General features: G+C 71.0%; 18 protein-coding genes and 1 pseudogene. 5 read left to right on the top strand and 14 right to left on the bottom strand.

Annotated features, from left to right (window positions below; translation table 11 throughout):
• A complete protein-coding gene (locus tag ACTJK8_RS03000) occupies positions 1-249 on the bottom strand; it encodes a hypothetical protein (protein ID WP_440761497.1) in 249 nt (82 codons plus the stop codon).
• Positions 250-424: 175 nt separating this feature from the next.
• Here ACTJK8_RS03000 and ACTJK8_RS03005 point away from each other — a divergent pair.
• Positions 425-778, top strand: a pseudogene (locus tag ACTJK8_RS03005) (YidB family protein); the annotation flags it as partial.
• A 140-nt stretch (positions 779-918) separates the two neighbouring features.
• Here ACTJK8_RS03005 and ACTJK8_RS03010 read toward each other — a convergent pair.
• Positions 919-2,403 (bottom strand): peptidoglycan DD-metalloendopeptidase family protein, encoded by a 1,485-nt coding sequence (locus tag ACTJK8_RS03010; RefSeq protein ID WP_058606960.1) that lies wholly within the window; start codon positions 2,401-2,403, stop codon positions 919-921.
• A gap of 191 nt (positions 2,404-2,594) precedes the next feature.
• Here ACTJK8_RS03010 and ACTJK8_RS03015 point away from each other — a divergent pair, with 191 nt between their 5' ends.
• The gene (locus ACTJK8_RS03015; RefSeq protein WP_440761498.1) at positions 2,595-3,134 is read left to right on the top strand and encodes a GNAT family N-acetyltransferase; all 540 of its coding nucleotides are present in this window, start codon (positions 2,595-2,597) and stop codon (positions 3,132-3,134) included.
• Positions 3,135-3,250: 116 nt separating this feature from the next.
• On the opposite strand, the gene ACTJK8_RS03020 is transcribed toward ACTJK8_RS03015, so the two are convergent.
• The 5 genes from ACTJK8_RS03020 to ACTJK8_RS03040 form a co-directional block, all read right to left on the bottom strand.
• Positions 3,251-4,528, bottom strand: coding sequence for a porin (locus ACTJK8_RS03020; protein ID WP_012319236.1), 1,278 nt, complete (start codon positions 4,526-4,528; stop codon positions 3,251-3,253).
• Positions 4,529-4,751: 223 nt separating this feature from the next.
• Positions 4,752-5,600, bottom strand: a complete 849-nt coding sequence (locus tag ACTJK8_RS03025; RefSeq protein WP_024830072.1) for a 23S rRNA (adenine(2030)-N(6))-methyltransferase RlmJ — start codon at positions 5,598-5,600, stop codon at positions 4,752-4,754.
• A gap of 67 nt (positions 5,601-5,667) precedes the next feature.
• The gene (locus ACTJK8_RS03030) at positions 5,668-6,342 is read right to left on the bottom strand and encodes a ribonuclease T2 family protein (RefSeq protein ID WP_440761499.1); all 675 of its coding nucleotides are present in this window, start codon (positions 6,340-6,342) and stop codon (positions 5,668-5,670) included.
• Positions 6,343-6,344: 2 nt separating this feature from the next.
• Complete coding sequence (locus ACTJK8_RS03035) at positions 6,345-6,806, bottom strand: hypothetical protein (protein WP_012319233.1); 462 nt, start codon at positions 6,804-6,806, stop codon at positions 6,345-6,347.
• Positions 6,807-7,055: 249 nt separating this feature from the next.
• Positions 7,056-8,051 carry an extensin-like domain-containing protein gene (locus ACTJK8_RS03040; protein ID WP_012319232.1) on the bottom strand — a complete coding sequence of 332 codons (996 nt, stop codon included), beginning with the start codon at positions 8,049-8,051 and terminating at the stop codon, positions 7,056-7,058.
• A gap of 111 nt (positions 8,052-8,162) precedes the next feature.
• On the opposite strand from ACTJK8_RS03040, the gene ACTJK8_RS03045 reads away from it, so the two are divergent.
• Positions 8,163-9,395, top strand: a complete 1,233-nt coding sequence (locus ACTJK8_RS03045; protein WP_440761500.1) for an amidase — start codon at positions 8,163-8,165, stop codon at positions 9,393-9,395.
• Between the two features lie 42 nt (positions 9,396-9,437).
• Here the strand turns inward: ACTJK8_RS03045 and ACTJK8_RS03050 are convergent, their stop codons facing one another.
• Positions 9,438-10,583 (bottom strand): AI-2E family transporter, encoded by a 1,146-nt coding sequence (locus ACTJK8_RS03050; RefSeq protein ID WP_440761501.1) that lies wholly within the window; start codon positions 10,581-10,583, stop codon positions 9,438-9,440.
• A 264-nt stretch (positions 10,584-10,847) separates the two neighbouring features.
• Here ACTJK8_RS03050 and ACTJK8_RS03055 point away from each other — a divergent pair, with 264 nt between their 5' ends.
• Positions 10,848-10,994, top strand: a complete 147-nt coding sequence (locus ACTJK8_RS03055; protein ID WP_012319229.1) for a hypothetical protein — start codon at positions 10,848-10,850, stop codon at positions 10,992-10,994.
• 27 nt (positions 10,995-11,021) lie between these two features.
• Here the strand turns inward: ACTJK8_RS03055 and ACTJK8_RS03060 are convergent, their stop codons facing one another.
• On the bottom strand, positions 11,022-11,489 hold the full coding sequence (locus ACTJK8_RS03060) for a molybdenum cofactor biosynthesis protein MoaE (RefSeq protein ID WP_024830076.1): 468 nt from the start codon (positions 11,487-11,489) through the stop codon (positions 11,022-11,024).
• Between the two features lie 167 nt (positions 11,490-11,656).
• Here ACTJK8_RS03060 and ACTJK8_RS03065 point away from each other — a divergent pair, with 167 nt between their 5' ends.
• A complete protein-coding gene (locus ACTJK8_RS03065) occupies positions 11,657-12,676 on the top strand; it encodes a gamma carbonic anhydrase family protein (protein ID WP_053620789.1) in 1,020 nt (339 codons plus the stop codon).
• Between the two features lie 10 nt (positions 12,677-12,686).
• Here the strand turns inward: ACTJK8_RS03065 and ACTJK8_RS03070 are convergent, their stop codons facing one another.
• The 5 genes from ACTJK8_RS03070 to ACTJK8_RS03090 form a co-directional block, all read right to left on the bottom strand.
• The gene (locus tag ACTJK8_RS03070) at positions 12,687-13,415 is read right to left on the bottom strand and encodes an amino acid ABC transporter ATP-binding protein (protein ID WP_024830078.1); all 729 of its coding nucleotides are present in this window, start codon (positions 13,413-13,415) and stop codon (positions 12,687-12,689) included.
• Between the two features lie 152 nt (positions 13,416-13,567).
• The gene (locus ACTJK8_RS03075; RefSeq protein ID WP_012319225.1) at positions 13,568-14,260 is read right to left on the bottom strand and encodes an amino acid ABC transporter permease; all 693 of its coding nucleotides are present in this window, start codon (positions 14,258-14,260) and stop codon (positions 13,568-13,570) included.
• A gap of 56 nt (positions 14,261-14,316) precedes the next feature.
• The gene (locus tag ACTJK8_RS03080) at positions 14,317-15,039 is read right to left on the bottom strand and encodes an amino acid ABC transporter permease (RefSeq protein WP_012319224.1); all 723 of its coding nucleotides are present in this window, start codon (positions 15,037-15,039) and stop codon (positions 14,317-14,319) included.
• Positions 15,040-15,128: 89 nt separating this feature from the next.
• Positions 15,129-16,052, bottom strand: a complete 924-nt coding sequence (locus tag ACTJK8_RS03085; RefSeq protein ID WP_012319223.1) for an amino acid ABC transporter substrate-binding protein — start codon at positions 16,050-16,052, stop codon at positions 15,129-15,131.
• 390 nt (positions 16,053-16,442) lie between these two features.
• The coding region (locus ACTJK8_RS03090) for a branched-chain amino acid ABC transporter substrate-binding protein (RefSeq protein ID WP_440761502.1) at positions 16,443-17,259 on the bottom strand (817 nt) is incomplete at its 5' end.

The following is a 17,259-nucleotide window of genomic DNA, read 5'->3' on the forward strand; positions in this document are numbered from 1 at the left end:
TCACGGGACGGCGCACTTCATCCGCGGCGGCGCGGTCGCGCAGCTCAGGTAGCAGCTCTGCCTGGCGAAGCAGAACCACGACAGTTCGCCGCTCTTCAGGCAGGAGCCGCCGCAATGGCGGTACGTGCCATAGAGCGGCCGAACGAAGACGGCATCCGCCAGAGGGCGCTCCTGAGCAAAGCGCTCCTGCGCCGGACGCGCCGATTCCGCGTCCGGCAGGGCCGCGGTGATGGACGCGACCGCGAGCACGCATGACAGCGCCAGGTATCTCATGAGAGCCGACCGCGGACCGATGTCCCGGCCGGCATTCCGGACCATAGGCCGATCGCTGTCGACTAAATTGCGGTTCACACCGGCGCGTCGCGGACCACAGGCCTCTCCCGCTTCGCGAAGATTTCTCTAGACTCCCGCCACTGACCATTCGACGGGGGTCCACATGAGTCTGCTCAACACCCTCGGCGGCTCGCTGGGGCAGATCGCGCTGAAGGCATTGCCGGGCGTGATCCAGCAGGTGCTGCCCGGAGGACTGAACGCGCTGCTCGATCAGCTCCGGCGCTCCGGCTACGAGAGCCAGGTCAATTCCTGGCTCGGCCGCGGCCCGAACGAGCCGATCACGGCCGAGGACCTGCGCAAGGTCCTCGACAACGAGCAGGTGCGCCAGATGGCGGAGAAGCTCGGCGTCCCGATGGACCAGCTGTTCCCGACCCTGGCGCAGGCCCTGCCCGAGACCGTCGACCGTCACAGCCCCGACGGGACGCTGCAGGCACCGAAGGCTTAGGACAGCCGGCGCGGGTCGCGAGCCGGGGCGGCCGGACGGCGGACGACGACGCGAAACGGCGGCCCCGTCCGGGACCGCCGCCGCGTCTTGCCGTCTCGTTCGGTGCCGCGCGGGCCGGCCTCGGCCCCGCGCGGTCCGTCTCAGTTGCTGGCGAGCTGGGACATCGGGTCCACGGGCGCGCCGCCCTTGCGGATCTCGAAGTGCAGCTGCGGCGAGGTCACGTTGCCGGAGGCACCCGACTTCGCGATGGTCTGGCCGCGCTTGACCTTGTCGCCGGGCTTCACGTCGATCTCGCCGTTGTGGGCGTAGGCCGAGACGTAGCCGTTGGCGTGGCGCACGAGGACCAGCTTGCCGTAGCCCTTCACGTCGGACCCGGCGTAGGCGACCGTGCCCTCCTCGGCGGCCTTGACCGGGGTGCCCTCGGGGACGGCGATGTTGATGCCCTCGTTGCCGGAGGTGCCGTAGCCGGAGATCACCCGGCCCTTGGCGGGCCAGCGGAAGTTCTCCGTCGCCTCGGCCACCGAGCCGGTGGCGGCGGGCTCCGGCTTGGCCGGCGCGGCGGCCGCGACCGGGGCCGCCTTCGGCGCCTCCTTGGCGGCGACCTTCTCGACCTTCTCGGCGGCGGCGGCCTTCTGGGCGGCCTCCTTGGCGGCCTTCGCCTCGGCGAGCTTCTGGGCGGCCTCCGCCTTCGCGGCGGCCTTCGCCTCCGCCTTGGCCTCCTGAGCCTTCGCTTCGGCCTTGGCCTTGGCCTCGGCCTTCGGATCCGCCTTCTTCTCGTCGGCCTTCTTCTCGTCCGCCTTGGCGACCTGTCCGGGACGCACGTGCTTCGGCTTCTCGCCCTCCTTCAGGGCGACGTCCTTGCGGGACTTGGCGTCGGCGACCTTGCGGGCGGCGGCGTCGCGGGCGAGCGCCTCCTTGCGCTCCGCCTCCTTCTCGGCGGCGGCGGCCTTCTGCGCGGCTTCCTTGGCGGCCTTCGCCTCGGCGAGCTTCTGGGCGGCCTCCTTGGCGGCCTCCTTGGCCTCCTCGCGCTTGGTCGCGATCTTGTTCTCGACCTGCTTGGCGTCCTCGCGCTTCTCCTCGGCGGCCCGGGCCGGCCGGGCGGTCATCGGGGACGCGGCGGGGTTCAGCCCGGAGGCGTTGTAGACCGGGATCACGATCTGGCGGCCGGGCGTGATCTGGTTCGCGTTGCTCAGGCCGTTGGCGGCCAGGATCGCCGAGGCGGGTACGCCGAAGCGGGTCGACATCTGGTTCAGGCTGTCGTTGCGCGACACGGTGATCTGCGTGCCACCCTCGGCGCTCCAGCCAACCTTGCCGGTCGAGGCGACGCGGGTCGCGGGGGCGGCGGCGTTGGTCTGGGCCGGCGTCGCGGCGGCGGACGGCCGCGCCGCGGCGGGCGCGCCGAGCGCCTCCGACTGGATGCGGCCGGTCCGGACCGGCGGCACGGATTTGAGGCTCCCATCCGGCAGGCTGCCGGTGGCGGCGGGTTCCGAGTCGAACGGGTTCGAGAACGGGTTGGTCAGACGCGACGCGTCCGAGGAACAGGCGGCAGCCGCACCGCCGATGATGCCGATGAGCGCGACGCGCGACAGCGTCCGCAACATCTGACCCGTACCGCGCACCCGCATCGACGCACCCGTTTGCCTGACGCAACCTGATGCGCCAATGAAGACGGATTCAGGTTAAGCAACCGTTCCCGTTCAGGCTGTCTGCGACCCTGGAGCGAAGGTAGGCGCAAGGTTTTCGCGCGGTGCCGGGGATGATTCTCGAGCGCGGGATCGTCCCTTTTCGTAACCGGCCGGCACCCCACATCGAAACCATGTTTACCATCCGCGGCGCGCGCGACACCCTGGCCGACCTGCCGGCGATCGAGACGGCGCGTCTCACGATCGCCGCCCTCCGGCCCGCGGACGCGGCGGCCGTCCGCGCGCTCACCGACGATCCGGCGATCACCGCGGCGGTGGATTTCCTGCCGACGCCGTTCACCCTGCAGGATGCCGAGGACCTGATTCGCAGCGGCGCGCGGGGCCGGGACTGCTTCCTCGGCGCCTGGACGCGGGACGGCGCGCCCGATTCGGCCGGGCGCGCGCTCGTCGGCGTCTTCGGCACGCACCTGCGCGGCGCCGGCACGATCGAGATCGGGTACTGGGTCGGCGGCGCCGCCCGCGGGCGCGGCTACGCCTACGAGGCCGTCTCGGCGATCCTCGGGCTTCTCGGCGCGCGCTTCCCGGCACGCCTCGTCGTGGCGGAGTGCCGCCCCGCCAACGTCGCCTCCTGGGGCCTGCTGGAGAAGCTCGGCTTCCGCGACACCGGCGAAGAGGGCCACCGGCCGGGCCGGCGCCTGCTCCGGCGGGGCTGACGCCCGGGATCGGGTCGGGCCGGCACCGGCGGTGCGCGGTCATGAGAAAGCCCCCGGACCGGAGGCCGGGGGCTCGAGGGACGACCCGTTTTCCTGAACCGGACCGGACGGTCCGATCAGAAGGTGATGCCGGTCTCGACCATGTAGCGGTCCTGCGAGGTGCGGTTGCCGGTGCGGCCGAAGCCGGTGCCGAGCGTGCCCTCCGCGAGGTTGCCGCGCGTGATCCCGCCGAGTTCGACGTGGGCGTACTCCACGCGGAAGAAGTAGCGGTCGAAGGTGAAGGTCGGCGTGACGGTCACCGAGAAGGCGTTGCTGCCCGCGCCGAAGCCCAGCAGGTTGGTGCCGCCCGAGCCGCGGACGCCCGTCTGCTCGGTGTACTCGACGCGGCCGGCCAGGGCGAAGTTGTCGGTGAACGAGTAGGCCGCCAGCAGCGCGCCGCCGTAGGTCGAGGCCGAGTTGCCGATGCCGACGCGCAGGTCACGCTCGACGTTGGTGAACTGGAAGTAGGGCGAGATGATCCACGGACCGTTCGCGTAGGTGTAGTTGATGTTGAAGATGCCGCTGTTCTGCTGGAGGTTCGGCGTCGCGAACTGGTAGCGCGGGCTGCGGTCGAGGGCGTTGGTCCGGCCGACGTTCAGGCCGCCGTTGACGCCGATCGTGTTGTAGTCGTCGAGCTTGTAGGCAACGTTACCGGTGAACCACGTGATCTCGTTGGAGAAGAAGCCGTCCGTGCCGGCGAGCGACACCGAGAGCGGGCCGCTGCTGTAGTTGACCTGCACGCCCTGGTTGATGAAGTTCTCCTGCACGAACAGGAGGCCGCGGTTGATGTTCAGGTTCTGGTAGGTGAACAGCAGCTCGGTGCCGATCAGCGTGAACATCCGGCCGCCCTGGACCGACCACTCATCGTTGATCTGGATCTTGCCGTAGGCGACCGGGACCGGGCCGAACAGCAGGTCGGTCTGGGTGAAGGTGCCGAGCGTGGGGAAGCCGAGCTGCGGGATCGAGTAGCCGCCGGCCTGGATGTAGAACTGGAACGCGCCCTCGGGCTTCTGGATGATGCCCTGGACGTTCGAGAAGTCGAACCGGGCCGCGCGGTCGCGGTCGTTGGGGGCCGCCGGGGTCGAGAACGACGCGAACGGGTTCGACTGGGTGTAGCCGTAGCCGGTGATGGCGCCGCCGACGTAGAGGTCGCCCAGCGGGCCGGCCGAGAAGCAGCTCGGGTTGGGATTGGCCTTGATCACGCCGCTGTAGGCCGGGCCGAGCAGCGTGGCCTTGCAGGGCTCGGCAGGGGGCGCGACGGGAACCGGCGCCGGGGCAGCCAGATCGGCCGCGAGGATGCTGGTCGAGGACAGCAGCACGGTGGCCAGGCCGGCCAGGGTGGATCGCTTCAGCATGGTGTCGCAGCTCGTTCGGATTCGTCCACGGCCAAGCTGACATCGCGACGCGATTGACACAAAATCAAACATGAAGCAGTTGCATAATTTTTAGGCAGTTCCGTATCGCTGATCACGTTCGATGCGGAAATGTGACTTTGCCGCCACATTTGTATCGGAACCCCGGCCCTTTCCTTCCGCGCAGGGCCGGAGGACTTCCGCCGGGCTCGCCAATTCTACCGAGTCAGTCGGCGGGGCCGATCGGATCGCAGCGAAACCCTCCGAAGTCCTGCCGGGCGAGGCGTTCGGCGAGCGCCGGCAGGAACAGCATCGCCTCCTCGGCGAGGCGCCAGGGCGGGTTGACCACGATCAGGCCGCTGCCGGTGAGCCGCGTCGGATCGCCCGGCCGGTCGATGAGCAGGTCGAGGCGCAGGGCCGGGCGGGGCAGGGCGGCGCCGAGGTCGCGGACCATCCGGTCCAGGACCGCGGCGTCCTTGATCGGGTACCAGGCCAGGAACAGCCCGGTCGGCCACTTCGCCACCGCGCGGGCGAGATGGGCGCCGAGGCGCTCGATCTCTCCGGGCACCTCGTAGGGGGGATCGATCAGCACGAGGCCGCGCCGCTCCGGCGGCGGGATCTGCGCGTTGATCGCGGTCCAGCCGTCGAGGTTCATCACCTTGGTGCGGGCATCGCGGGCGTAGCGGCCCTGCAGGGTCGCGGCGTCCGCCGGGTGCAACTCGACGAACACGCCCTTGTCGCCGGGGCGGAGCGCCTCGCGGATCACGGCCGGCGAGCCCGGATAGGCGGTGTCACCGTGGCGCGCCCGCACCGCCGCCACCGCGGCGCGGTAGGGCGCCAGCAGCGCCTCCACCTCCGGCGCGAAGGGCGCCGCCATCCGGCCCCAGCCGTCCCGCCACTCGCCGGTGCGGGCCGCCTCGTCGGCCTCGAGATCGTAGACGCCGAGCCCCGCGAAGGCGTCCAGCGCCCGGAACGGCTTGTCCTTGAGGCGCAGGTGGTCGAGCACCCGCGCCAGGACGAGGTGCTTGAGGACGTCGGCGTGGTTGCCGGCGTGGAAGGCGTGCCGATAGTTCATGGCAGCGCGCTCAAGCCGATCCCGGGCGCCGGGTCCAGGGTCCGGCGCGCGAAAGGCCGAAAAAAACTCAGCGGGCGGCGTCGAGACTCACCTCGGGCGCCCGGCAATTGCCGCGGGCGACCTCGGGGCAGGGGGTGAAGCCGCGCAGGTCCTTGCCGAAGCAGATCCGGACCTCCTGCAGCTGCCCGCGGGTGCAGGTGACCGCCATCATGTCGGGGCGCAGGCCGCGATTGGCCGTCACGAACTGCCGGGCGATCTCGATCGGCGCGAGGCTCTGCGGCGGGGCACCGCCCTTGAGCGCGTCGGGGATCGTCACCGCGAGCCGCGCCGCCCGGGCGGCCGCGAAGTAGGCGGCGGGATCGAGCCCCGAGCAGGTGCCGTGCTTGCGCCACTCGTAGCGGGCGAGACCCTCGCTCGGGTAGACCTGCCCGGCGACCTCCATGGCCTGCCGGGTCGGCGCGCGGTTCACCGCCGAGCAGTCCTGCGGGTAGCCGCTCGCGTATTGCGGCCACAGGCCGTGGACGACGAAGCCGAGGCCGCGCCCGGGGGCGCACTGGACGTCGTCCCGGCGGGCGCCCGGCCCCGCGCAGTAGGTCGGCGACCACGACAGGGCGAGGACGTAGAAATCGAAATCGCCCGGCGTGCCGCGGCGGGCGAAGCCGCCGTAATCCTGGGCGACGGCCGGGGCGGCGACCGACCCGGCGAGGAGCAGGCCCGCGAGGCCGGCGGCGCGCCCGCGCATGGTCAGGGACGCGCCATCCGGCAGGCGGTGGCGTAGGCGTAGGAGAGGTCCCGGTCGAGCCCGTGGATGCAGAACTCGACGCCCCAGGTCGCCCCGATGATCCCGAGGCTCTCGCGCACCGAGTAGTCGACCTTGCGGCGGACCCCGTCGGAGGTGGTCACGGTCGCGGTGCAGAACCGGCGCGGATAGGTGTCGAGGCCCCAGGGCCGCCACGCGGTGCGCTCGATCGTGTCGAAGGACAGGATCGTCATCGACGAGTTCCAGAACTTCGCCTCCTTCTCGGCGAAGTTGGTCGAGACCCGCTCCAGCACCGACGGGTCCTGGCAGCCCGGGATCTGCGCGTCGAACGGGAAGATCCGCTCCTCGGCGGGCTCGATGTCCTCCCGGGCCGAGCGGGCGAGCGCCGGCTGGGCCAGGGCGAGAAGGGCCAGCCCGAGGGCGAAGCCGTGAAAGACCGGGCGCATGGCGCGTGCCTCGACGGATGTGCGATCCTGCATCCGCGAACGATGGCTTGGCCGCGCCGCCAGTCAAGCTCCGGCAGCCCCGCGCCGGCGCTTTGACGGCCTGTGCGGCGCGGCCGCTACAGTCGTCGGTCGAGGTCAGATGCGGGACCGGTGCTCGGCCGGATCCGGCTCCGTCCTCCCGGGGGCGCATCCGGACGGATGGCCTTCGGACCGGCGCCCGGCGCGGAGCCGGGGAGCCGCGCCCGTCTCTCAGTAGATCGGCTCAGCGCTCGGCGGCGCGCCGAGCTGCAGCGGCTCGTCGTAGTCCTGCGCGGGCTCCTCGTGGGCGGCGGCGACCCGCGGCGCCGGCCGCACGGGCGGCGCCGCGGTGTAGGCCGAGGCCGCGGCCGGGCGGTCGAGGGGCCGGGCCGGCGCCCGGGCGACCTGGGTCGCGCTCCCGGCCTTCGACATCGGCGACACGCCGTAGGGATCGTCCTCCTCCACGTCCACCGGTGCCTGCGGGCCGGCGGGCTGGCGTTGCGGCGGGACCGGACGGCTCAGCGGCCGCTCGGCGCCGGTGCCGAGCTGCGGCGTGAACTTGATCAGCGGCTTGCAGATCCGCCGCAGACCGCGCGGGTCGTGCCGGGCAAGGTCGACGTGGATGTGGTCGTAGTGGAACACGTTGGAGCCCGGCGCCAGCACGGTGGTGAAGCGCTGGCAGGCGCCCAGGAAGATCTCGCGCAGGAAGCCCTGCTCGGCCTCCGTGCCGCGCCAGCCGCCCTTGACGGTGATCACGTGGCCGTCGGCGAGCTTGATCGACATCACGTCGATCGCGTTCCCGAAACCGTGCTCAGAGAGCTTGGCGCCGGGCTGGTTGTTGCGGCCGCGGCAGGAATAGGAGCCGGCGTTGATCTCGGCCACGGGTACGCCGAAGTAGAGGTTGGCGGCCGGCTGGATCGTGTCGGCGAGCCACGCCTCGGCCTCGGCCAGCGCCGGGCAGCCCAGCGTCATCCGCTGCTTCAGCAGCACGGAACCGCCGCCGAGCCGCGTCACCCGGAAGGGCTGCTGCATCCCGCAGGGGCCCGGGCCGTCCATCGCCGCGATCGGCGTGATGTACTCCGAGGGCTCGACGAGCTTCTTGGCCAGGCAGACCTGCTCCGCCTGGTCGCGCCACGGTTCGCGTCGCTCGAAATGGTTGATCGAGCACGCGGTGAGGCCCGCACCGAACAGCGCCAGGGCCGAGAACAGGGATACGCCACGCCACATGACCCGGACGATGCGCACGGTCGCGTAAAGCGTTCGTCAACGGCGTTTCGGGAATGCCGCGGGCTGTGGCGTCTCGGTTGACAGCGCCGCGGACCCCGGACTGAATGCATTATGCTCTCGCTTCTCGACATCCGCGCCCGCATCGAAGCCGGCACCCTGACGCCCGCGGGCGCGATCGACCTGTGCCGCGCCGCGATCGCCGCGCGGGAGCCGGACCTGCACGCGCTGGTCACCCTCGATCCGGCTCCGGCGATCCCCGAGACCGGGCCGCTCGCCGGCATCGCGGTCGGCGTGAAGGACATCATCGACAGCGCGGGCCTGCCGAGCCAGATGGGCTCGCCGATCTACGCGGGCTGGATGCCCCGGGGCGACGCCGCGGTCGTGAGCCGGCTGAAGCAGCTCGGGGCCGTCGCCCTCGCCAAGACCACCACGACGGCCTTCGCGAGCAGCGATCCCACCGAGACGGTCAACCCGCACGATCCCGGCCACACGCCGGGGGGCTCCTCGGCGGGCTCGGCCGCCGCCGTCGGCGCCGGGATGCTGCCGCTGGCCCTGGGCACGCAGACGGCGGGCTCGGTGATCCGGCCCGCGAGCTTCTGCGGCTGCGCGGCTGTGAAGCCGTCGTTCCGGCTGATCCCCACGGTCGGCGTGAAGACCTACTCGTGGGCCCTCGACACGGTCGGGCTGTTCGCCGCCGGGGTCGCGGACGTCGCCCACGCCCTCGCGCTCGTCACCGGGCGGCCGGAGATCGAGCGGGCGGAGGGGGGCTCGGCGCCGCGCATCGCCGTGGTGCGGCAGGACTTCGCCGGCGCCCCCGAGCCGGAGGCCGAGGCCGCGCTCACCCGCGCCCGGGAGGCGGCCGAGCGGTCCGGGGCGCGGGTGAGCGACCTCGCCCTGCCGGCGGAGCTGGCGCAGGCCTGGGAGCGCCACCGCCTCATCCAGAACTACGAGGGTCGGCTGGCGCTGGCCTGGGAGTACGACACGCAGGCCGACGCGCTGCCGCCGCGCACCCGCGCGCACCTCGATGACGGGGCGACGATCAGCCCGGCCCAGTACGACGACGGGCGCCGCCACGGCCATCACGCCCGCCGGGTGCTGAAGGGCCTCTTCGCCGATTACGACGCGATCCTGACCTTCTCGGCACCGGGCCCGGCGCCTGCCACCCTGGTCTCGACCGGTGACCCGCGCTTCAACCAGCTGTGGACGCTGATGGGCGTGCCCTGCGTGAACGTGCCGGTGCCCGGCCACCGCCTGCCGGTGGGCGTCCAGGTGATCGGCCGCTTCGGCGACGACGGCCGGGCCCTGGCGGTCGCCCGGATGATCGAGGCCGCGCTGCGCGGATGACCGCCCGCCCGCGCCCGTCGACGGCGCGGGCGCTCGGGACTCTCAGCTGCTCGGCTGCTCGTGGAGCGTGTCCTCCACGTAGAGCTGCTCCAGCAGGACCTTGATCACTGCCATCAGCGGCAGGGCGAGGGCGATGCCCCACAGCCCGAAGATCACGCCGAGGATCAGCTGGCCGGCGAAGATCGTGGCCGGCGGGATGTCGAGCGCCCGTTTCTGGATGAACGGCGTCAGACCGTAGCTCTCCAGGCACTGGACCGCGAGATAGACGCCGATCGCGCCGATGACCGCCTTCGTGCCCGAGGCCAGGGCGGCCAGGACGATGACGAGGCCCGCCACCAGCGGCCCGACCGTGGGCACGAAGGCGAGCAGCCCCGCCTGCAGGCCCAGGATCAGCGCGCCGCCGATGCCCAGGAAGGCGAGGCCGGCCCAGGTGCACAGGAAGATCACCGCCATGATGATCAGCTGGCCGAACAGCCAGTGGCGAAGGGTCTCGCCGGCCCCGTCGAGAACCTGGCTGGCGCGCCAGCGCTTCGCCGGCGGCACGAACCGGACCGCGCCGTCGCGGTAGGCCTTCGGGTCGGCCGCGAAGGCGAGCCCCAGGAAGGCGATCACCAGGACGTTGCCGAGGGCGTCGAACAGGCCGAGGATCACGGCCGCGGCCGGACCGAGGACGCTGCCGGCATCCGAGACGATCGAGCTGCTGCCCTTCAGGAGTCCGTTGGCGAGACCGCCGAGTCCCCCCTCGCGCTGGCCCGAATCCGTCGAGCCGTCCTTCCCCCCGCCCTGCGGCGCGAGGCTCGGCACGTCGATGCCGCGCTCGGACAGCCAGCCCGTGACGGTTCCGGCCTGATTCTTGATCGTCGTCCCGAGGTCGCGGCCCTGCTGCACGATGGTGGCGCCGCCGTAGCTCCCGAAGCCGATCACCGCGACCGCGACCGCGACGCTGGCGATGGACAGCCGCACGCCCCGCGGCAGGGGCAGGACACGGCCGAGCCCGCGGGTCAGGCCGTCGAGGAACACGCCGAGGAGGACCCCGGCGAAGATCAGCAGCAGCGTGCCGGCCGACATCCAGGCCAGGGCCAGCGCCGCCACGAAGCACACCACGGCGATCCCGGAGGCCGCCAGCGGCGCCGCCCCGCGCCAGGGCCCGACCGGGCCGTCCAGATCCTCGAGCCTGCTGTCCGACATCGTCACTCCTGCACCGCGGGCTCACGAACGCCGCGGGCCCTCGGGGGTCAAGTGCGGGCGCGCGGGTGCCCGGGGTGATGCGCCGCGAAAAGGCCGTTCCGCGCCGGTGGTCGACGCCTCCGGCTCGCTCGGCGCCGCGGAATATCCTGATCGACCGTCTCTCCAGCGCCGCGGCGGCGCGCCGCCCCTGGGACCGGACGGCTCCCCGCGCGTTGTCCGCGCACGCAGCCGGAGCGCAGGCTCCGGCCGATCAGGAGGATCCCCATGAGCAACCACGGCGACACGTACGTTCGTTCCCTCGGCCCGGGCCAGACCGTCGATACCGGCGATCAGCTCAGCAGCGTGGTCCTGCTCGGGATCGCGGTCGCCGGTGCCGCGGCCGCGGTGCTGCTCAACGCGCTGATCGTGTAGCGCCCGCCGCGGCCCGGGACACGGCCCTCAGCCCCAGCGGCCGGCCGCGACCTCGTCCTGGGCCGTCGCGTCGACCCAGCCGCCGGTCGTGCCGTCGGCGAGGTGCTCCCGCTTCCAGAACGGGGCGCGCGTCTTGAGGTAGTCCATCAGGAAGTCAGCGGCCTCGAAGGCCGCGACCCGATGGCTGGCGGCGGTGACCACCAGCACGATGCCGTCGCCCGGGCGGACCAAGCCGTGCCGGTGGATCACCCGGAGGGCCTGGAGCGGCCAGCGGGCCATCGCCTCGTCGGCAACCCGCCGGATCTCCGCCTCGGCCATGCCGGGGTAGTGTTCCAGCTCCAGGGCTGTCAGCCGCCCGCCCTCGTCGCGGCACAGGCCGGTGAAGGTCACGACGGCGCCCGCCCGGCCCCCCAGCGCGGCGCTCAGGCCGGCGATCTCGGCGGCGGTGTCGAAGGGCTCGGCCTGGATGCCGACGCTCGGGACGGGGGCGCTCATGGCCCGATCCATAGGAGTCCGCGGCTTCGCCGACCAGCCCCGTCCCTGTCACACCCGGTCCCGCCTCTATATGACACGGTCCGTCGCGCCCTGCCGGCCCGGCGCGCGGCCCGCCATCGTCCGGATGTCCCCGCGCGCTCCGGACGGCGCTGGAGAAGGATACCCGCGTGACCCCCGACCTGATCCTGCCCTACGACGGCGTGCAGCCGGACTTCGCCAGTCGCCCCGTCTGGTGCGGCCGCGGCAGCACGGTGATCGGCGCGGCCCGGATCGGCGCGCAGGCCTGGATCGGCGACGAGGCGGTGATCCGCGCCGACGGCCAGACCGTCACCCTCGGCGACCGCTTCTGGCTCGGCCACCGCTCGACGGTGCACATCGCCACCCGGACGCACGGCACGCGGGTCGGCGACCGGGTCACGGTCGGGCGGAACAGCGTCGTCCACGCCTGCACCCTCGGCTCCGACGTGGTCGTCGAGGACGACGTGGTGATCCTCGACGGGGCCGAGATCGGCGACGGCGCGGTGATCGAGGCCGGCGCGACCGTCTTTCCGCGGTCGACGCTGCCCGGCGGCTTCGCCTACGCGGGCAGCCCGGCCCGCCCCAGCCGCGCGATCGGATCCGACGAGGTCGCCGAGCGTGCCGAGCGGGTGCGCGAGCGGATGGGCGACGGGCCCGCGCTTCCGCCGGGAGACGCGCCGGAGATCGAGGACAGCGTCTTCGTGGCGCGCACCGCCCGCCTGCGCGGGCGGGTCAGCCTCGGCGCCGGCGCGAGCGTGCTGTTCTGCTGCGACCTGAACGCGGAGGTCGGACCGATCGTGGTCGGCGCGGACACCAACATCCAGGACAACACGGTCGTCCGCACCCGGGCCGACGGGGTGGTGATCGGGCGCGATACCACCATCGCCCACAATGTCCGGATCGCCGATTGCCGGATCGGGGCGCGGGCGCTGATCGGCATCGGCGCGACGATCGCGTCGGGGACCCTCATCGCCGACGACGTCATGCTGGCGGCCGGAGCCACCACCGATCCCGGGCAGATCCTGGAGGCCGGCTACCTCTGGGGCGGCCGCCCGGCCCGCATCCTCGCGCCCCTCGACGCCGAGAAGCGCGCCCTGATGATCCGCATCGTCGAGGGCTACTGCCGGCACGGCCGGGAATACCGGGCCGCGCAGGAGGCGCTGGCCTGACGCTCCGCCGTCAGTGCTGCAGGATCTTCGACAGGAAGGTCTGCGCGCGCTCGGAGCGCGGGCTGCCGAAAAACTCGTCCTTCCGGGCATCCTCGACGATCTCGCCGCGATCCATGAAGATCACCCGGTCGGCGACCTTGCGGGCGAAGCCCATCTCGTGGGTCACGACCATCATGGTCATGCCTTCCTTGGCGAGCTCCACCATCACGTCGAGCACCTCGCCGACCATCTCGGGGTCGAGGGCCGAGGTCGGCTCGTCGAACAGCATCACCACCGGGTTCATGGCCAGCGCCCGGGCGATGGCGACGCGCTGCTGCTGACCGCCCGAGAGCTGCCCCGGGAACTTGTTCGCGTGGGCGCCGAGGCCGACGCGGGCGAGCAGGTCGAGGCCGCGCTTCTTCGCGTCCTCGGCGCCGCGGCCGAGCACCTTGCGCTGGGCGATGGTGAGGTTGTCGGTGATCGACAGGTGCGGGAACAGCTCGAAGTGCTGGAACACCATGCCGACCCGCGAGCGGAGCTTCGGCAGGTTGGTCGCCTTGTCGGCGACCTTCGTGCCGGCCACCGTGATCTGGCCCTTCTGGAACGGCTCCAGGGCGTTGACGCACTTGATCAGGGTCGACTTGCCCGAGCCCGAGGGGCCGCAGACGACCACGACCTCGCCCTTGGCGACCTGGGTGCTGCAGTTCGTCAGCACCTGGAAGTCGCCGTACCATTTGCTGATGTTGTCGATGGCGATCATGGTCTCGCCGGGGGCCGCCGCGGGCGCGCCGGAGATCAGGCTGCCCGGCTGCAGGCCGCCATCCTTCGGCGCGTGGCTGGCATCGGCGACGGGTTCGGCGGCGGTGGGGGCCGGCATCGGGGACGAGGTCATGACACGGTCTCCAGTGTCGGTCAGCGGATGATGGCCACGCGGCGCTGCAGGCGGCGCACGAGGTACGAGGCCGAGAAGCAGATCGCAAAATAGACCACCGCGGCGAAGACATACATCTCGACGAGACGGCCGTCGCGCTGGGCGACCTTCGAGGCGGCGCCCATGAAGTCGGTCAGCGAGAGCACGTAGACCAGCGACGTGTCCTGGAACAGGATGATGGTCTGCGTCAGCAGCAGCGGCAGCATGTTGCGGAAGGCCTGGGGCAGGATCACGTTGCCCATGGTCTGCCAGTAGTTCATCCCGAGGGCCTGGGCGGCGGCCGTCTGACCCTTCGGGATCGACTGGATGCCGGCGCGCATGATCTCCGAGAAGTAGGCCGCCTCGAAGGCCATGAAGGTGATCAGGGCCGACGGGAAGGCGCCGACCTGGATCGGCGTCGTGGAGCCGGTCAGGTAGGCGCCGATATACGGCACCAGGAAGTAGAACCAGAAGATCACCAGCACCAGCGGCAGCGAGCGGCAGAGCTCGACGTAGCCCTTGGCGAGGTGCCACAGGCCGGGAATGCCCGACAGGCGCGCCATCGCCAGCAGCGTGCCGATGATCACGCCGCCCACGGCCGCCATGGCGGTGAGCGTCACGGTGAAGACCATGCCCTGACCGAACAGGTAGGGCAGGGACGAGACGATGACGGAGAAGTCGAAGTTCGAGAGCATCGGGGCCTGTTACCGGTGGCCGTCGGGCGGGGTGGCGGAACGGAAGCGGGCGGCCCTCAGCGCTGGCCGGGGATGGCGACCGCCTTCTCCAGGAAGGTCGCCGCCGTGACGACCACGAGGTTGATGATCACGTAGAGGATCGTCGCCGCCGTGAACGCCTCGAACACCTGGAACGAGAATTCCTGCATCGAGCGGGCCCGGGCGGTCAGCTCCAGCAGGCCGATGGTCAGCGCCACCGACGTGTTCTTGAGATTGTTGAGGAATTCCGAGGTCATCGGCGGCAGGATGATCCGGTAGGCGTTCGGCAGCAGCACGTAGCGGTAGGTCTGGTAGGTCGTGAAGCCCATGGCGGTGCCGGCCATGCGCTGGCCCCGGGGCAGCGACTGGATGCCGGCGCGGACCTGCTCGGCGACGCGGGACGCGGTGAAGAAGCCGAGGCAGACCACGGCCGTGTAGAACGGCGCGTCCGGCAATTGCTTGATCGCGTCGCCGATCCGGGTCGGCACAACTTCGGGGAGCACGAAGTACCAGAGGAACATCTGCACCAGCAGCGGCACGTTGCGGAACAGCTCCACATAGGCCGTGCCGATCGCGTTCGCGGGCTTCGACGGCAGGGTGCGCAGCACGCCGATCAGGGAGCCCAGGAAGAACGCGATCACCCAGGAGCAGAGCGCGGTCGTGATCGTCCACATGAGCCCCGAGAGCAGCATGTCGAGATACGTGCCGTTCCCCTCCGGCGAGGCGTCGAAGAAGATCCGCCAGTTCCAGTTGTAGTTCATCGCGCCGCTTCTACTGTGAACTTACAGAGACGCACCGCGGGCCGGAGCCCGCGGTGCGCATCATGGCATGAAACCGTACCGAACGGATCTCAGTAGGCCGCCGGATCGGGGCTCGAGATCGGGGTCGTGAACTGCTTCTTCATCTCCGCGCTCATCGGCAGGTTGAGGTTGATGTTGCGCGGCGGGATCGTCTTGGTGAACCACTTGTCGTAGAGAGCCTTGCCCTCGGGGCTCGTGTAGAGCTTGGCGGTGGCGTCGTCCGCGACCTTCTTGAACTCCGTGTCGTCCTTGCGGAGCATGATGCCGTAGGGCTCGGGCTTCGACAGGGCCTCGGTGGAGATCTCGTAGGCCGACGGGTCCTTCGACGAGGCGGCGAGCGAGGCGAGCAGCACGTCGTCCATCACGAAGGCGGCGGCGCGGCCGGTCTCGACCATCAGGAACGCCTCGGCGTGGTCCTTGGCGGGCAGGATCGTCAGGCCGAGCTTACGCTCCGTGTTGGCCTCGTTGATCTGCTTGATGTTCGTGGTGCCCGAGGTCGACACGACGGTCTTGCCCTTCAGGTCCTCGATCGTGTGCAGGTTGGCCGACTTCTTCGAGACGTAGCGGGTCGCGGTCAGGAAGTGCGAGTTGGTGAACCACACCTGCTTCTCGCGCTCGGCGTTGTTGGTGGTCGAGCCGCACTCGAGATCGATCGTGCCGTTCGCCATCAGCGGGATGCGGGTGGCGGAGGTGACCGGGTTGAGCTTCACCTCGAGGTTCGGGAGGTTGAGCTTGGCCTTCACGGCGTCGGCGATCTTGTAGCAGATGTCCATCGCGTAGCCGATCGGCTTCTGATCGGCGCCGAGATACGAGAACGGCACGGAGGCGTCGCGGTAGCCGATGACGATGGCGTTGGCGTCCTTCACCTTCTTGAGGGTGCCGGTCAGCTCCTCCGCCCGGAGGCTCATCGGAGCGAGGGCGAGGGTCAAGCCCAGCGCCGCGGCGACGCCGCGGCGAGCGATATCAGACTGCATCGGTACGGAACTCCTGGATCGAGCCGAATGGTGTCGGCCGGCGGCGGGATACGCGGGCCCGCCCGCTCGGGCGACGCCATTGCAATGATGGTGCCGGGAGAAGGGTCGAAACGCCGCGCAAGACTGCGGCTGAGTACGGACAAGTTGCGGCCAAGCTCCTGCGCGCGTCCGCAGGTGCGGTCCCCGCCGTCCTCATGGCCTCCTCCCAAGCGCTGAGCCGGCCTCACGCTCGCGCCGGCGGCATCATGCACACTTCTTAGGCGGACGCACGGGGTGCGGAGGACTGATCTGCCCGGAAGGCTGACGAATCCACGGTATAGAAATCGACGACGCCGCCCCCGCGGTATCGGGGGGCGGCGTCGGGCCGGAAATCCGGTCTGTGGCCGCGGCTTACTTCGTCAGCTCATTGCCGCTGTAGTCGATCTTGCCGTCCGGCCCCTTCTTCCACTCGTACATGACGTAGTCGGGCCGGGTGATGTCGCCCTTCTTGTCGTAGGCGATGGGTCCGACCACCGTGTCCACCGGCTTGCCCTGGTGCAGCCACTCGGCGAGCTTCTTGCCGTCGCTGGAGCCCGTCTCGGCCATCGCCTTCGCCAGGACCTGCACGGCCGCGTACGAGTAGAGGGTGTAGCCCTCGGGATCGATGTTCTTGGCCTTGAACGCGGCGAGCGCCGCCTTGGCGTTCGGGTTCTTGCGGGCGTCCGGCGGGAAGGTGGTCAGCGTGCCCTCGGCGGCGGGACCGGCGATCGCCACGAGCTCGCGGTCGACCATGCCGTCGCCGCCCATCATCGGCGCCTTCAGGCCCTGGTCGCGCATCTGGCGCAGGATCAGCCCGGCCTCGGTGTAGTAGCCGCCGAAATAGACGACGTCGACGTTGGCGGACTTCAGCTTGGAGACGAGGGCGGAGTAATCCTTCTCGCCCGGATTGATGCCCTCGAACATCACGTCCTTGCCGCCCTTGGCCTTGAGGGCCTTCAGGGTCTCGTCGGCCAGGCCCTTGCCGTAGGGCGTCTTGTCGTGGACGAAGGCGATCTTCTTGCCCTTGAAGTGCTCGGCCAGGTAGTTGCCCGCCACCGCGCCCTGCTGGTCGTCGCGGCCGCAGGTGCGGAACGTGTTCCACATCCCGCGCTCGGTGAACTTCACGTTCGTGGAGGCCGGCGTGACCTGGATGATGCCGGCGTCGAGGTAGACGTCGGAGGCCGGGATC

Origin of the sequence: Methylobacterium sp. 22177 (assembly GCF_052045615.1) — a bacterium.
Taxonomy (GTDB): domain Bacteria; phylum Pseudomonadota; class Alphaproteobacteria; order Rhizobiales; family Beijerinckiaceae; genus Methylobacterium; species Methylobacterium radiotolerans.

Bases quoted from the DNA above. Each gene is read 5' to 3' on its own strand.
- ACTJK8_RS03015 (WP_440761498.1), top strand. From the start codon at position 2,595: ATGTTTACCATCCGCGGCGCGCGCGACACCCTGGCCGACCTGCCGGCG.
- ACTJK8_RS03055 (WP_012319229.1), top strand. From the start codon at position 10,848: ATGAGCAACCACGGCGACACGTACGTTCGTTCCCTCGGCCCGGGCCAG.
- ACTJK8_RS03030 (WP_440761499.1), bottom strand. From the start codon at position 6,342: ATGCGCGGGCGCGCCGCCGGCCTCGCGGGCCTGCTCCTCGCCGGGTCG.
- ACTJK8_RS03085 (WP_012319223.1), bottom strand. From the start codon at position 16,052: ATGCAGTCTGATATCGCTCGCCGCGGCGTCGCCGCGGCGCTGGGCTTG.
- ACTJK8_RS03050 (WP_440761501.1), bottom strand. From the start codon at position 10,583: ATGTCGGACAGCAGGCTCGAGGATCTGGACGGCCCGGTCGGGCCCTGG.
- ACTJK8_RS03045 (WP_440761500.1), top strand. From the start codon at position 8,163: ATGCTCTCGCTTCTCGACATCCGCGCCCGCATCGAAGCCGGCACCCTG.
- ACTJK8_RS03035 (WP_012319233.1), bottom strand. From the start codon at position 6,806: ATGCGCCCGGTCTTTCACGGCTTCGCCCTCGGGCTGGCCCTTCTCGCC.
- ACTJK8_RS03060 (WP_024830076.1), bottom strand. From the start codon at position 11,489: ATGAGCGCCCCCGTCCCGAGCGTCGGCATCCAGGCCGAGCCCTTCGAC.
- ACTJK8_RS03075 (WP_012319225.1), bottom strand. From the start codon at position 14,260: ATGCTCTCGAACTTCGACTTCTCCGTCATCGTCTCGTCCCTGCCCTAC.
- ACTJK8_RS03025 (WP_024830072.1), bottom strand. From the start codon at position 5,600: ATGAACTATCGGCACGCCTTCCACGCCGGCAACCACGCCGACGTCCTC.
- ACTJK8_RS03070 (WP_024830078.1), bottom strand. From the start codon at position 13,415: ATGATCGCCATCGACAACATCAGCAAATGGTACGGCGACTTCCAGGTG.
- ACTJK8_RS03080 (WP_012319224.1), bottom strand. From the start codon at position 15,039: ATGAACTACAACTGGAACTGGCGGATCTTCTTCGACGCCTCGCCGGAG.
- ACTJK8_RS03020 (WP_012319236.1), bottom strand. From the start codon at position 4,528: ATGCTGAAGCGATCCACCCTGGCCGGCCTGGCCACCGTGCTGCTGTCC.
- ACTJK8_RS03040 (WP_012319232.1), bottom strand. From the start codon at position 8,051: ATGTGGCGTGGCGTATCCCTGTTCTCGGCCCTGGCGCTGTTCGGTGCG.
- ACTJK8_RS03010 (WP_058606960.1), bottom strand. From the start codon at position 2,403: ATGCGGGTGCGCGGTACGGGTCAGATGTTGCGGACGCTGTCGCGCGTC.